This is a genomic window from Clostridiales bacterium, from assembly GCA_030016385.1.
Lineage (GTDB): Bacteria > Bacillota > Clostridia > Clostridiales > Oxobacteraceae > JASEJN01.
Genome location: JASEJN010000004.1, coordinates 38,310 through 53,417 on the forward strand (window position 1 = coordinate 38,310; position 15,108 = coordinate 53,417).

14 protein-coding genes and 1 pseudogene are annotated in these 15,108 nt (G+C 39.0%); 14 read left to right on the forward strand and 1 reads right to left on the reverse strand.

What is annotated here, in order from left to right:
* Positions 1 to 5 precede the first annotated feature (5 nt).
* The 11 genes and pseudogenes from QME45_01725 (at position 6) to rsfS (ending at position 9,966) form a co-directional block, all read left to right on the forward strand.
* Positions 6 to 926: pseudogene (locus QME45_01725) on the forward strand (ROK family protein).
* Between the two features lie 156 nt (positions 927 to 1,082).
* Entirely contained in the window at positions 1,083 to 1,628 is a 546-nt protein-coding gene (locus tag QME45_01730; GenBank protein ID MDI6617380.1) for an SIS domain-containing protein, read from the forward strand.
* A gap of 97 nt (positions 1,629 to 1,725) precedes the next feature.
* Entirely contained in the window at positions 1,726 to 3,840 is a 2,115-nt protein-coding gene (locus tag QME45_01735) for a glycoside hydrolase family 3 C-terminal domain-containing protein (protein MDI6617381.1), read from the forward strand.
* A 431-nt stretch (positions 3,841 to 4,271) separates the two neighbouring features.
* Positions 4,272 to 4,583, forward strand: a complete 312-nt coding sequence (gene rplU / locus QME45_01740) for a 50S ribosomal protein L21 (protein MDI6617382.1) — start codon at positions 4,272 to 4,274, stop codon at positions 4,581 to 4,583.
* A gap of 34 nt (positions 4,584 to 4,617) precedes the next feature.
* A complete protein-coding gene (gene rpmA, locus QME45_01745; GenBank protein MDI6617383.1) occupies positions 4,618 to 4,887 on the forward strand; it encodes a 50S ribosomal protein L27 in 270 nt (89 codons plus the stop codon).
* Positions 4,888 to 5,003: 116 nt separating this feature from the next.
* Complete coding sequence (locus tag QME45_01750) at positions 5,004 to 5,597, forward strand: Spo0B domain-containing protein (GenBank protein MDI6617384.1); 594 nt, start codon at positions 5,004 to 5,006, stop codon at positions 5,595 to 5,597.
* Between the two features lie 81 nt (positions 5,598 to 5,678).
* Positions 5,679 to 6,959 (forward strand): GTPase ObgE, encoded by a 1,281-nt coding sequence (obgE, locus tag QME45_01755; GenBank protein MDI6617385.1) that lies wholly within the window; start codon positions 5,679 to 5,681, stop codon positions 6,957 to 6,959.
* Positions 6,960 to 7,086: 127 nt separating this feature from the next.
* The gene (nadD, locus tag QME45_01760) at positions 7,087 to 7,740 is read left to right on the forward strand and encodes a nicotinate-nucleotide adenylyltransferase (protein ID MDI6617386.1); all 654 of its coding nucleotides are present in this window, start codon (positions 7,087 to 7,089) and stop codon (positions 7,738 to 7,740) included.
* Between the two features lies 1 nt (position 7,741).
* Positions 7,742 to 8,308: a bis(5'-nucleosyl)-tetraphosphatase (symmetrical) YqeK gene (yqeK, locus tag QME45_01765; GenBank protein ID MDI6617387.1), complete on the forward strand. Its 567-nt coding sequence runs from the start codon at positions 7,742 to 7,744 to the stop codon at positions 8,306 to 8,308.
* Between the two features lie 42 nt (positions 8,309 to 8,350).
* Positions 8,351 to 9,586, forward strand: a complete 1,236-nt coding sequence (locus QME45_01770; protein MDI6617388.1) for an LCP family protein — start codon at positions 8,351 to 8,353, stop codon at positions 9,584 to 9,586.
* A 32-nt stretch (positions 9,587 to 9,618) separates the two neighbouring features.
* Entirely contained in the window at positions 9,619 to 9,966 is a 348-nt protein-coding gene (rsfS, locus tag QME45_01775) for a ribosome silencing factor (protein MDI6617389.1), read from the forward strand.
* Between the two features lie 28 nt (positions 9,967 to 9,994).
* On the opposite strand, the gene QME45_01780 is transcribed toward rsfS, so the two are convergent.
* Positions 9,995 to 11,236, reverse strand: coding sequence for a D-alanyl-D-alanine carboxypeptidase family protein (locus QME45_01780; GenBank protein ID MDI6617390.1), 1,242 nt, complete (start codon positions 11,234 to 11,236; stop codon positions 9,995 to 9,997).
* A 445-nt stretch (positions 11,237 to 11,681) separates the two neighbouring features.
* On the opposite strand from QME45_01780, the gene QME45_01785 reads away from it, so the two are divergent.
* The 3 genes from QME45_01785 (at position 11,682) to selA (ending at position 15,108) form a co-directional block, all read left to right on the forward strand.
* Positions 11,682 to 12,275 (forward strand): helix-hairpin-helix domain-containing protein, encoded by a 594-nt coding sequence (locus QME45_01785; protein MDI6617391.1) that lies wholly within the window; start codon positions 11,682 to 11,684, stop codon positions 12,273 to 12,275.
* 385 nt (positions 12,276 to 12,660) lie between these two features.
* Positions 12,661 to 13,695: a selenide, water dikinase SelD gene (gene selD / locus QME45_01790; GenBank protein ID MDI6617392.1), complete on the forward strand. Its 1,035-nt coding sequence runs from the start codon at positions 12,661 to 12,663 to the stop codon at positions 13,693 to 13,695.
* Positions 13,696 to 13,710: 15 nt separating this feature from the next.
* Positions 13,711 to 15,108: an L-seryl-tRNA(Sec) selenium transferase gene (gene selA / locus QME45_01795; protein MDI6617393.1), complete on the forward strand. Its 1,398-nt coding sequence runs from the start codon at positions 13,711 to 13,713 to the stop codon at positions 15,106 to 15,108.

Below are 15,108 nucleotides of genomic sequence, written 5' to 3' on the forward strand. Positions count from 1 at the left end.
GATACATGAAATATATTGTTGGATTCGATGTAGGCGGTACAAAATGTGCAGTAAACTTAGCATCTGTGAACAATGGCATAAAACTTATAGATAAGATAGCATTCCCAACATATGCCGACAGGGGATATGAACAGACTAAGGACAAGCTTTTTAGTACGGCGTGGGAATTATTGAAAAAGAATAAAATTAAAATTAATGATTTAAAAGCCATGGGAGTAAGCTGTGGAGGACCCCTTGACAGCAGGCGGGGACTTGTACTTTCCCCTCCGAATCTTCCAGGATGGGATGATATACCGTTTGCAAGGCTTATAACAGAAGAATTCAAGGTACCGGCATATATCCAAAACGATGCAAACGCATGTGCTTTAGTGGAGTGGAAATTGGGAGCAGGACGCGGTACGCAGAACATGATATTTTTGACAATGGGCACGGGATTCGGAGCTGGTATAATATCGGAGGGCGTTCTTGTAAGAGGTCAGAGCGATATGGGTGGTGAAGTCGGACATGTTCGTCTTGAAGATGAAGGGCCTGTCGGATTTGGAAAGGCAGGTTCGATAGAGGGATTTTGCAGCGGAGGCGGGATTGGCCGTTTAGCACGGCAAATGACAAGGCGGATGGTAGATTCGGGAATCACTCCTGCATGGCTCAAAGATGGAATAAAAATCGAGGAAATAAATGCGAAGATAATCGCGCAGTATGCAAATAACGGGGATCAAAATGCCAAAAGAATATTTGATTTTGTCGGAGAAAAGCTTGGGAAGGCCTTGAGCATTCTTATAGATATACTAAATCCGGAGAAGATCGTAATCGGCAGTATATTTGTAAGATGCGAAAATTTGCTGCGTGAATCCATGGAAAGGGCAATAGGTAGGGAGGCGCTTGTGCATTCAAGAAAGGTTGTCAGTGTCGTTCCAGCCCAAACCGGTGAGAAATTAGGAGACTTAGCGAGCATTATGGCGGCATGCTATAGAATGGGCATCGATCCTGTTCCCATTCCTGAAGAAGGCGATAAAAATATTCTATTTCATTATAACAGGTTATTTGAGCGTTATCCGGAGCTTGTCCTATTGAAAAAGAATATAATGGATGCATATAATGCCTTGCAGAGAACATATAGAAATAAAGGCAAAGTGCTGATATGCGGAAACGGAGGAAGCGCTGCGGATTCGGAACATATTGTAGGGGAGCTTATGAAAGGTTTTTATAAAAAGCGTCCCCTTGATTACAGGATGTCAGGCATAATAGGGGAGGAAAGCAAGCATCTTCAAGGGACTCTTGCTGCGATCGCCCTTACGGGACATACTGCACTTTCAACTGCATTCATGAACGATGTTGATCCTGAAATGGTTTTTGCACAGCAGGTCTATGGATATGGACGCAGGGGTGATGCTTTTTTAGGCATCAGCACATCGGGAAATTCTCAAAACGTTGTCAAAGCTGCAAAGGTTGCGAAAGCTTTGGGATTGACTATTATAGCGATGACCGGCCCGAAAGGCGGAGAACTTGCGCATGTATGTGATGTTTTAATCAACGTGCCCGGTGATACAACAGCAGACATACAGGAACATCATATGCCTGTTTATCATACTCTTTGCGCGATGCTTGAGGAAAAGTTTTTCACCCATTAATTGCTAAAAATCAGAGATGCATGATGTATGTATATTATTTGAATATAAAATATGCATTTAGAAATGTAAGCAAGTACAAAAAAGGAGGAAATTAAGCATGAAAAGTATACCTAAATACAAAGATGAGAGCCTTAGCTTCGAAGAGAGGGCAAAAGATTTAGTTTCTCGTATGACAATCGATGAATGCGTGTCGCAAATGCTGTTTCAAAGCGCAAAAGTGGAACGGCTGGGGATACAATATTACAATTGGTGGAATGAGGCACTCCACGGAGTCGCCCGTTCAGGAATGGCTACTGTGTTTCCACAGGCTATAGGCCTTGCGGCGACATTTGATGATGGGCTTATTTATAAAGTTGCCGATGTGATTTCCACAGAGGCGCGTGCAAAATATAATCAATATCAAAAACATCATGATTATGGCATATATAAGGGAATTACATTCTGGTCGCCTAATATAAATATATTCAGAGACCCGAGATGGGGAAGAGGTCAGGAAACTTACGGAGAAGATCCTTATCTTACATCGAAAATAGGTACCGCATTTGTCAAGGGTTTACAGGGAGATAATGAAAAGTATCTTAAAGCTGCAGCCTGTGCAAAACATTTCGCGGTTCACAGCGGACCTGAGAGCAAGCGCCATGAATTCAATGCAGTCGTATCCAAAATGGACATGGCCGAAACATATCTGCCTGCATTTAAAGCGTTAGTGGATGCGAATGTAGAAGGCTTTATGGGCGCATATAACCGTACAAATGGAGAGCCATGCTGTGGAAGCAAAACATTGCTGAAGGATCTTTTAAGGGATAAATGGGGTTTTGACGGCTATGTAACTTCCGACTGCGGGGCTATTTCAGATTTTCATCTGCATCATAAAATAACAAATGTGCCGACAGAATCAGTGGCTCTGGCATTAAAAAACGGTTGCGATTTAAATTGCGGCAATATGTACGGCTATCTGCTCGCAGCATTAAAAGAAGGTCTTATAACCGAAGATATGATAAGAAAATCGACTATACGGCTCATGAAAACCCGTATGAAACTCGGAATGTTCGACAAGAAAACACCTTTCGATGATATCACATATGATGTAGTCGATTGTGAAGAACACCGCAGGCTGAATTATGAAGTCGCCTGCCGTGCCATGGTGCTTTTAAAGAATAACGGCATACTTCCTCTTGATAAAACAAAACTTAAAAATGTAGCTGTAATAGGGCCCAATGCAAATTCCATATCTGCACTAGAGGGAAATTACTACGGCACTGCAAACCAGTACCATACTGTGCTGGAATCTATAAGAGAAGCACTGCCGGGTGCCAGGGTGAATTACTCGCAAGGCTCACACCTGTATGAATATAAAATTGAGGATACTGGATTTTCAGAAGCCAGGACGCAGGCTGAAATGGCAGATGTCGTAGTGCTTGTGGTAGGCTTGGATGAGACAATAGAGGGCGAAGAGATGGCAGATAAAAATTTTACAGGTGACAAAAAGGATCTTCTTCTGCCAGAATGCCAGAGAGATCTTATTAAAGCTGTTTGCGACAGTAAAACACCTGTGATCATCGTAAATATGTCAGGAAGTGCGATAGATTTTGGCTACGGGAATGAGCATGCTGCGGCAATCATACAGGCGTGGTATCCGGGTGCCATGGGAGGTAAGGCTGTGAGCGACCTGATATTCGGCGAATACAGCCCATCGGGACGTTTGCCCGTCACATTCTATAGAAACGATAATAACTTGCCTGATTTTGAAGATTACTCAATGGATGGAAGAACCTATAAGTTCATCAAGGGAAAACCGCTGTTTCCATTTGGATACGGGTTAAGCTATACTAGATTTGAGTATTCGAACATGAAAACGGATAAAAACATAATAAGTCCGGGTGATCCCGCCAAATGCTTCGTGAATGTCAAAAACACCGGAAAGTTCCAAGGCGAGGAGATCGTTGAACTCTATATACGCGATGAAGAGGCCTCTTTCAGAGTGCCGCATCATAAACTGTGCGGAACAAATAGGATCTCTTTGAATGCCGGAGAGGAGAAGACGGTTGAGTTTACTGTTGAACCGAAGGATATGTGCGTGATAGATGATGATGGAAATTATGTCTATGAAGGCGGAAGGTTTACATTATTTGCCGGAGGGCATCAGCCGGATGGCTACAGCAAAGACCTCACGGGCACTAATTGCGTATCCGTTGAATTTCAGATGAGGTAAAAGGCAAACGGATTATAAGTCTGTAACTTCAATTCGCAATATGAAATCAGGCATAAATAGGATTATGTTATTTTGAGCGACGAATGAGCATTATGAGAGTTTTGATAAGTTCTTGGCCTGCTGCCGCATAAGAATCCTTAGAGCTTTTGAATGTCTGAGCAAGGTGAGTTTCAAAAGCTCTTGGATTCTTAAGGCTACTGGCCTTAGAACTTACAAAACTTGAATCTGCCGAATGAGTGTTCAAAATAACATAAGTTCATATTACGAATCGAAGTAAGTCCGTAAGAGGTTTATTGACAGTTACTGTCATGTATGGTACAATTTCAACGTAAGCCGCACGTTAAGGGTATCAAAAGCATATTATCATGAAGAAAAGCTTGCATAAATGCTACCCGATACGGCGAGACTGGGTAGAGGAGGTGTGTTTGACAATGTATGCAATTATAGCGACAGGAGGAAAGCAGTTCAAGGTTCAAGAAGGCGATATAATATATGTCGAAAAATTGGATGCCAAGGTAGATTCTACTGTTCAATTTGATGATGTTATCGCAGTTTCGGCCGATGATAAATTGACTGTTGGGAAGCCTTTGGTTGAAGGTGCCAACGTAACAGCAAAAGTGTTATCCCATGGAAAAGAAAAAAAGGTCGTTATCTTTAAGTATAAACCTAAGAAAGACTACAGAAGGAAACAGGGACACCGTCAGCCATATACAAAAGTTCAGATAGACAAGATAAATGCATGAAGTTAAGATAAATCTGTAACGGGAGGTGTAATACATGGCTCATAAAAAGGGAGTAGGAAGTTCCAGAAACGGCAGAGAGAGCGAATCAAAACGACTTGGTGTTAAAAGAGGAGACGGTCAGGCTGTTTTGGCGGGAAATATTCTTGTAAGGCAAAGGGGCACAAGGATATATCCCGGTATAAATGTTGGAATAGGAAAAGATGATACATTATTTGCGAAAATTAACGGCAAAGTTAAATTTGAAAGAAACGGCAGAGACAAGAAAAAGGTAAGCGTTTATCCTGAACAGGAAGCAGCTCAATAATCAAGCCATTTAATGAAGGGCTTATGTATATTGATATAAGATATGCATATGCCCTTTTATAGTATGGGATTTGTCAGAGTATAATCTATTAAAGCTGTTTAAGGAAGTGGTATTATTTGGATAATGCATTTGTTAGAGATAAGGAAAATGCCGGCTGTATTATAGAATATATGAGGAAACAAAGACATGATTTTATGAATCATATACAGGTAATATGGGGTTATATGCAGCTTAAAAAGTATGAAAAAGCAGCGGATTATATAAAGCATATAAACAAAAGGTATGATGTTTACGGCGATATATACAGGATTCAAAACCCTTTGCTTTCGTTATCTTTATATTCACTTGTAAGAGAAGCATATAAGAACGATATAGATATCGATATGGAAATTGAAACCGATTCATCAGTAAACAATTTTTTCGATTCAGGATATGAAAATATAGCTGAGTCGATGATAAAGCTGTTCGATTATATTATCGGTAAAACCCAGCAAAAAAGCGACAAAATAATTTATATAGATGTTTATACTGAAGATAATAAATTATACATAACTTTTTCAAACAATATAAATAACGAAGTAAATATATACGGTAATAATCGTGAAGATGAATTGGCAAAAACAGTAGAAGAGTTTAAGGGACTCAATATTGATATATCATATTCCATGCATCAAAACGATTTGGCATTGTCTTTAATATTTTGCAGCTGAATGATATACTGCTTAAATGTTTTTTATCTGCTAATAATAACTATGTGTAGTTGTGAAAAATACAGTGCGGTGGTGGTTTAAATGTTTATAGATACTGCAAATATATATGTAAAGTCAGGAAACGGCGGTAATGGTGCCGTATCTTTTAGAAGGGAAAAATATGTGCCCAAGGGAGGACCGGACGGCGGAGATGCCGGAAGGGGTGGCGATGTGATATTCGAAGCCGATTCGGATATCAGGACTCTTATGGATTTTAGATACAAAAGAAAATATGTTGCCGAAAATGGTGAAGATGGCGGTACGAACAACTGCCATGGAAGGGATGGAAGCAGCCTAATAATAAAAATTCCCAAGGGGACGCTGGTAAAGGATGCCGAAAGTCAGAGGATAATAGCGGATCTGACAGAAGACGGGCAGAAAGTTATAGTGGCAAGAGGCGGAAGAGGCGGAAGAGGAAATACAAGGTTTAAAAATCCCACGAGGCAGGCACCGAATTTTGCGGAGCCGGGGCAGGAGGGCGAGGAGATGAATATCGGCCTTGAACTTAAGCTTCTGGCAGACGTCGGCCTTATAGGATTTCCTAATGTAGGTAAATCTACAATACTTTCCATGGTAACGGCCGCTAAGCCCAAGATAGCCGATTACCACTTTACGACCTTGACACCCAATTTGGGAGTTGTGGAACTTTCTGGAGGCAAAAGTTTTGTGCTTGCCGACATACCGGGACTGATCGAGGGCGCACATGAAGGAAGCGGACTTGGCTTTGAGTTTTTAAAGCATATAGAGAGGACAAAAGTCCTTATACATGTGGTTGATATATCAGGTATTGAGGGAAGGAATCCCATAGATGATTTTGATAAAATAAATGGTGAACTGAAAATGTATAATCCGGAGCTTGTAAAAAAGATGCAGGTTGTTGCTGCCAACAAAAGCGATATTACCGGCTCTGGGGAAAATTTTATTGCCTTTGAGAAGGAAATGAAAACAAGAGGAATAAAGGTATTCAAGGTATCTGCCGCAACCAATAGCAATCTTAAGGAGCTTATGTACTATGTTTCGGATATGTTGGATAAAATTCCCGAAGAAAAAAGCAATATATCCCTCGAACAGGAATATTTTAAGCTGGATGATGAAAAGGATTCAAAGGGATATGAAATAAAAATCGAGAACAATAAATATGTGATTACAGGTTCATATGTAGACAGATTGTTTAAAAAATTCAATATAAACGACAGTGAATCCCTTAGATATTTTGAAAAAGCCATTCAGAAAAAAGGAATAATAGATGAGCTTAAACAGATGGGAGCAAAAGAAGGGGACACTATAAAAATGAATGATTTCGAATTTGATTTTGTAGAATAATAAAAAATAATATTCTTCAAATATAAAATATGTGTCCGTTAAAAATTGTCTTCCTTTTAAATTATATAGTTTTAGTGTACAATATGTTTAACCGGAGTTTATTAGAACGTATTGGGAGACATAAGAGATGGAGGATATACTATATAAGCTAAAGAAGCAAAGAGTAAAGAGGGTCGCGCTGATGGGCGGCACCTTTGATCCGGTCCATATAGGACACCTTATAACTGCTGAAACCGTAAGAGAAAGATTTAACTTAGATAAGGTGGTGTTTATACCTGACGGCAACCCACCGCATAAAGATAACCGTAATATATCATCGTGCATACAAAGGTATGATATGCTTCAGATGGCGGTAGTATCGGATCCATATTTTGACGTATCAAGGATAGAGATCGACCGCCAGGGCATAACATATACTATAGATACTATAATCAAAGTAAGAGAAATACTTGGTAATAGCATCGAAATTTATTTTATAACCGGAGCCGATACGGTACTTGAGATACTGACATGGAAAGATTCATACAAGCTTTTGACCCTCTGCAAATTTGTCGCTGTGAACAGGCCGGGTTATGATAGTGAGCTGTTAAGCAGAAGAATATTTGAACTCAGGCACGATTTCAACTGTGATATAATATCTATAGATGTTCCGGGAATTGATATATCGTCTTCAATGATAAGGGAAAGAGTTTCAAAAGGACAGTCTATAAAATATATGGTGCCGGAAAATGTTGAACAGTATATTTTAAAAAATAATTTGTATAACCAATGGAGTGAATAATATGAAGGAAGAAGATATATACCTTAAGTTGAAGAGCATGATAAGCGAGGAAAGATACAATCATTCTCTCGGGGTCCAGAAGACAGCGGTAAAACTTGCAAAAAAGTATAATGCCGATGTCGCCAAGGCATCACTTGCCGGACTGATACACGATTGTGCCAAGGGCTTTTCAACGGATGAGCTTTTAAAGTTGGCAAAAGAATTTAAAATCGGTATAAAAAAAATATTTGTCATGCAGCCTGAGCTCCTTCACGGTCCCGTAGGGGCGTATGTCGCCAGAAGGGATTTTGGCGTCAATGATGAGGAAATACTGCATTCCATTGAATATCATACGACAGGCTGTGAGAACATGTCTATGCTCGATAAAATAATATATATGGCTGACTTTATAGAGCCCAACAGGGATTTTGAGGGTGTCGAAAAGCTAAGGACGGCGGCATTTGAAGATATTGACAAAGGGGTATTGCTTGCAATTGAAAGTACTATACTGTATGTTATAAATAGAGGACAATTACTGGACACTTTAACAGTTGATGCAAGGAATTTTATACTATGTCAAAATAAATAAAATTTAGTATCTTTTATATAGTATCTTTTAAGGAGTCTGTTTATGAAAAAAATTTTAGGTGTAGTAGCTGTAATACTCATGGTGGTTGTGGTCGCAGGCAGCGCAGCAGTATATCTTTATTTGGACAGTTTTTCAAAGAAAAAGAATACCGGAAATGAAGCAGAGGCCCAGCCTAAAGCTGTGAAGCCGGGAAAGCCTTTTAATGTATTGATTTTGGGAGTGGACATAGGAACTGTGGGCTCTAAAAACGGTCCCAAAAGATCGGATACTATGATAATCGTACATTATGATCCGAATTCATCAGAAATGTCCATGGTATCGATCCCGAGGGATACTAAAGTTACTATAAACGGAAGCGTAGAAAAGATTAATGCTGCAAATGCATATGGTGGGACTGAACTTGCAGTAAAAACTGTTGAGGACCTTTTGGACATTGATATAAATTATTTTGTTGAAATCAATTATGAAGGATTCAGAAAAATAATAGATGCGATGGGCGGAATCGATGTCGTTATACCATATAACATGAATTACGATGATCCTGCTCAAAATCTTCACATTCATTTTACAAAGGGGCAAAGCGTCCATCTAAACGGGCAAAAGGCCGAGGAGTTTGTCAGGTGGAGGAAAAATAATAACGGTTCTGGTTATGCCGAAGGAGATCTTGGCAGGATTCAAACCCAGCAGGATTTTATGATAAAAGTAATTGAAAAGTTGAAATCCCCTTCAACAGTATTGAAACTGCCTTATATTATGAAAATACTGCCGGAGTATGTAGATACAAATATGGAGCCCATGACGATGCTTGGCTTGTCGAAGGATTTGCCGAAAATAAATGCGAGTTCCATTCAAAAATATACTTTGCAGGGAGATCCGAAATATATAGGTGGTATATCCTATATTATATATAAACCTGAAAAAAATAAGGAGATCATAGCTGCTTTGGGAATAGAAAACGTATCTGATAGCACTTTAGAGGTTGACAAAAGCGCCATAAAAATTCAAATATTAAATGGCTCAAATGTGAATGGTGCTGCATCAAAATTAAGGAATGCCCTTAAGAAAAAAGGCTATAATGTGGTAAGCATCGGAAATATTTCAGGCGTTGATCTTAATAATTCATATATAATCGATAAAACATTAAAACAAGGCAATGCGAATGCGGTGGCATCAGAACTTGATATAAGCCATATCGAAAAAAAACAGGATAAATTATCGAAAGTGGACATCTTGATAATTTTAGGGAAAGATACGGAAAATATTATAAACAATATATAGTATATAGATAAATAATATGGGGGGCATATTTTTTGGTTGATAACTACAGCAGTGCTTTTATATTAAGAGCATGCAGCGCGGCAGACAGCAAAAAAGCACAGGATATCAAAGTACTTGATTTAAGAGGAATATCTCCAATTGCAGATTATTTTATAATATGCAGCGGTAAATCTGTCATACAGGTAAAAGCTATAGCAGATGAGATCGAAGGTAAGCTTGTTGAAAGCGGTTATGTATTAAATCATAAAGAAGGATATGATTCTGGAAGATGGGTCTTGCTGGATTTTGGCAGTGTAATAATACATGTATTTCATAATGAAGACAGAGACTTTTATAATCTTGAAAGATTATGGGCCGACGCTGAAGTTATAAATATATGATTGGGAATATAAAAAGGGGAGCATGCTATTAATTGTTCATGCTCCTCTTTCTTGATGAAAATATTTTGTACAATGCAAAAGAGCCTGCCAATAAAAATAATGACGCAGGGATTGAAGCGATAATATTGAAGGATTTTTTCACCTCGCCGTTTTCATCGCTTTTGTAACTGCTTAAAAGTGTAGCATTTAAATTGCCGGCAGCGAGAAGATCGACCGTTCCTATCTTTTTACCATGATCAAAATACTCGGCATATCCTAGTTTTTCGCCTTTTGTTATGCTGGTAACGGCACTGGCGGTTATTATGATATTTTTGCTTATATCCGGCACTTCATCTTTTGGATAAGTATAATAAAGATCTTCCTTCGCCAGAAGAGGTATTTGAGTTTCCGAATCAGTTACCCTTATGCTTGTAACTTCACTATTCTGGGATAATTCCTTTACCGTGGAAAAATCATTGAAGCCATAATTTAAAAGTGAGGAAGCATCTTCAAATAATCCCGGCTTTTTATCGTGGAGGAGCACAACTATGAGTTCTCTTCCGTTTCTGTATGCTGAGCCTACAAAACTGTGGCCTGCCTCTGATGTATAGCCTACCTTTATGCCATTAGCCCCGTCCACGTGGTATTTTGTGTTCAATATTAGCATATCATTGGTATTTAACGACCTTTGCTCAGGCTGTTTGTTCGTAGGAGGTATAGAGTAGGATTTGGTATTGACAATTTGCCTGAATGTTTCATTTTTCATCGCTTCCCTTGCTATAAGCGATAAATCATAGGCAGTAGTATAGTGTGCAGGGTCATATAAACCATGCGGATTAGCAAAATGCGTATTTAAACATCCGAGTTGTTCGGCTTTTTTATTCATAAGATCAGCAAAAGCAGCTTCAGAACCTGCAACGTGTTCGGCAAAGGCAAGAGCCACATCATTGGCGGATGCGATAAGCAGTGCATGGAGGAGCTGGTCTACTGTGAACTCTTCATCTAAAAATAGATATATTTTGCTTCCATCGATGAAAGATGACGGTTTTTTGCCTATGATAACCTTGTCGTCAAGCTTGCAGTACTCGAGTACAAGCAATGCTGTCATTATTTTTGTGGTACTTGCAGGATAGAATTTTGTATCTTTGTTTTTTTCGTACAGTATTTGTCCTGAATCCGCATCAACAAGCACGGCACCGTCTGCGACAACGGGAGGATGAGACGCCGCAAAGGCTTCTACTGGCCGAATGGATAAATATATAATTAACAAAATCAATAAAACTTTTTTCACAAAAATGCCCCCCTAAAAACATGCTTTTGTGAAACATATGTGAACATCCACCGCTTAACGCTAACAGCGTTTGAGGTGGGGGCTTCTTAAATAAGTACATCAGTACTTATTTAAGAAGCCTGACAGTTAAGCTATCCTTATTCTTAAAAAGAATAAAACAGAAAAGCATTTTATATTATTATTTTATCAGAAATAGAAATAGTTTCAACATTATTTTCACTATTGAATGTATATTTTATATTTCGAGAATATTATGAAGACAGCGCCGCGGAAAGGCTTTAGAGCGTGTTAATCCGGGCACACATTCTATTCTCCGATTCGTCAAATTTTCGTTTATAATATGAGATTTGGCATAAATAAACTTGTGTTTTTTAAAAGAAATAATATATACACCGGTTTTGTTATATAAACAGCATAATGGATATAATTTGAATGGTGATGTATTATGTTTGAATTGAAAAGAAATGAAGAAAAAATTATTATCATAATAATAGCATTGATTATAGGCATAGCCTTATTATACAGGTTTGTAATATTTAAAAGCAGCGATGTAAAAGTGGTAAAAAAAGAAGAGGCGGTACAAAACAATGCAAAGCCTGAGAAGGAAATTTATATATATGACTATATAACCGGAGAGGTAAAAAAACCGGGATTGTATAAGCTGAAGCAAGGCAGCAGGATAAGCGATTTAGTAGGTCTTGCAGGTGGGTTTTCAGATAATGCCGATACCGGATCGGTAAATCTTGCCGAGAAGTTAAAAGATGAAGAGCATATTAAGATCCCGTCTAAAGAAAGCGGGCAAAACAACGATGATCAAAAAACAAGCCCCATAAAGGATGGTAAGATAAGCATAAATACTGCAAGTGCCGATGAACTTGATGAATTTTTGCCCGGGATCGGGAAGTCATATGCGGCAAATATCGTAGAATACAGGAATAAAAACGGTCCTTTTAAATCTATTGACGAGCTTTCCAATGTGAGAGGTATAGGAAACGGAAAAAGGTTTGAGAGCATAAAGGATATGCTGGCAGTAGATTAAGAGTGCTCAAAACAACACGAGCACATATTACAAATTGCTTCGATTCGTGATTTGAAATCGAGTATAAATAAAATTTTGATGTTTTAAACAACGTAATGAGCATTATGAAAGTTTTGATAAGTTCTTGGCTTTGCTGCCATAGAAAGTCCTTAGAGCTTTTGAATGTTTGAGCGCAGCGAGTTTCAAAAGCTCTTGGATTTTCAAGGCTGCAAGCCTTAGAACCTACAAAACTTGAATCTAGCGAATGAAGTATTCAAAACATCAAAAGCACATATTAAAAATTGCACTTACGGAATAAAAGGCATTGATTTAAATGGACACAACGGGTAAAATTATTGCATAGTAGGGTTTTTATATTATAAACTTTAGCAGGGGAGGGAAAAAGATGAAGGATATAAGGCTGACACAGATGACCGAAAAGGCCGGGTGAGCGGCAAAAATCGGGCCGGAAACCCTGGCGCAGGTGCTGCGTCACATACCAAAAACAGATAATCCCAACCTGCTTGTAGGAATAGATACATCTGATGATGCATCAGTGTACAAAATAAGTGATGATACTGCAATAATACAGACACTGGATTTTTTTACTCCTGTTGTCGATGATCCATATACATTTGGCCAGATAGCAGCTGCAAACTCGCTGAGCGACATATATGCAATGGGCGGCAAGCCTGTCCTTGCATTGAATATAGTATGTTTCCCGACATGCCTTTCACCTGATGTATTAGGACAAATACTAAAGGGAGGGGCGGATAAGGTAATCGAAGCCGGTGCCGTTATAGCCGGAGGACATTCGATAGATGATAATGAACCAAAGTATGGGCTGTCCGTGATGGGGATCATAAACCCTGAAGAAGTGCTCACAAATTCCACTGCCAGGGCAGGAGATTTATTGATACTGACGAAGCCTCTTGGTACGGGCATCATAAATACCGCAATAAAAGGCGGTATAGCTGACGAAAGAAATATCAAAGATTCCGTTGAGGTAATGTCGTATCTCAATAAATATGCTTCTCAAATTGCCTCGAAGTATAACGTGCATGCGTGCACCGATATCACGGGATTCGGCTTTATGGGACATTTGTATGAGATGGTATCATCAAGCCATGTATCTGCAAGGGTACATCATAAAGAAATACCGCTTATAAAAGGTGCAAAAGAATTTGCCGGCATGGGAATAATACCTTCAGGGGCATACAGAAATAGAAAATATATGGAAGGCAAATATTTATTCGGCGATTTTGTCGAGCAAAATATAAAGGACATAATGTTTGATCCTCAAACTTCGGGAGGGCTTTTGATCTCGGCGGATAAAGCTGATGCGTATAAAATGATATCAGATCTCGAAAACATAAAAACAAGCTGCAGCATAGTTGGGGAGGTTACAAAAAAGCAGGATTATTTTATTTATGTTGATTAGTTTTCGGAGGAAAATATGGATAAAAAACAATTGTTGAACGCCATTCCGAAAGTGGATGAAATTTTAAACACTAAAGATATTTTAGATATTACAGTTTCTGTTCCAAGGCATATTGTAGCGGATGCGACAAGAGAAGTGCTTGAAAATGTAAGGGAAGATATAATAAATGATAAATGCGATACTATCGATATTAAAAATATCATCTGTGATATAAAGGATATGGCCATACAAAAAAATCGAAATCATTTAAGAAGAGTTATTAATGCATCAGGTATAATAATACATACGAATTTAGGCAGGTCATTGCTGTGCAGCGAAGCGATAGATGCTGTTTCAAGCGCTGCAAGGCATTACTGCAATCTTGAATTTGATATAGAAAAAAAGCAAAGGGGCTCCAGGTACAGCCATATAGAGTGGATAATCAGGGAGATTACAGGTGCTGAATCCGCAATGGCTGTAAACAACAATGCCGCTGCAGTGCTGCTTGCATTGAGTACTCTTTGCAAAAATAGAGAGGCCGTAGTATCGAGGGGGGAGCTTGTCGAAATAGGCGGCTCCTTCAGAATACCTGATGTAATGGAACTTAGCGGAGCAAAACTTATAGAAGTTGGGACAACCAATAGAACGCATCTTTATGATTATGAAAACGCTATAAGTGAAAATACTGGTGCTCTTTTGAAGATACATACCAGCAACTATAGAATAGTAGGGTTTACGGAATCCGTAAGCGGCAGAGATATAGCGCCGCTCGCCCATAAAAATGATGTGCCGGTCATAATGGATATAGGCAGCGGAAACTTCGTAGATTTCACTAAATACGGAATTTCAGGCGAACCTACGGTGCAGGATGCAATAAAATCAGGTATAGATATAGTAACGTTCAGCGGCGACAAAATGTTAGGCGGACCCCAGGCTGGTCTGATAGTCGGAAAGAAAAAGTATATAGATTTGATGAAAAAAAATCCACTCACAAGGGCTGTAAGGCTGGACAAGATGACAATAGCTGCTCTGGAGGCTACTCTTAGGAAATACCTGGACATAGAAGATGCTGTAAAGACGATCCCTACATTAAGGATGATAACTTTAAGCGCCGATGAACTTGAGAAAAAGGCTGTTAAGCTTTTGAACATGATTAAAAATAGCGCCGGAGATTATGCTGATTTGAGCATAATGAGGGAATATTCGGAAGTTGGAGGGGGCTCAATGCCTCTTGAGAACCTCCCGACTTTTGCGGTATCCATTAAGCCGCTGAATATAACAATAAATGAACTCGAGAAAGGATTAAGAAATGCTTCCATACCCATAATCGCAAGAACTTATAAAGATTCCCTGCTCATGGACGCAAGGACCATAGGCGATGATGAATTTAACATAATCGCAGATACGCTTTACCATATCTTAAGAGGTGTCTGA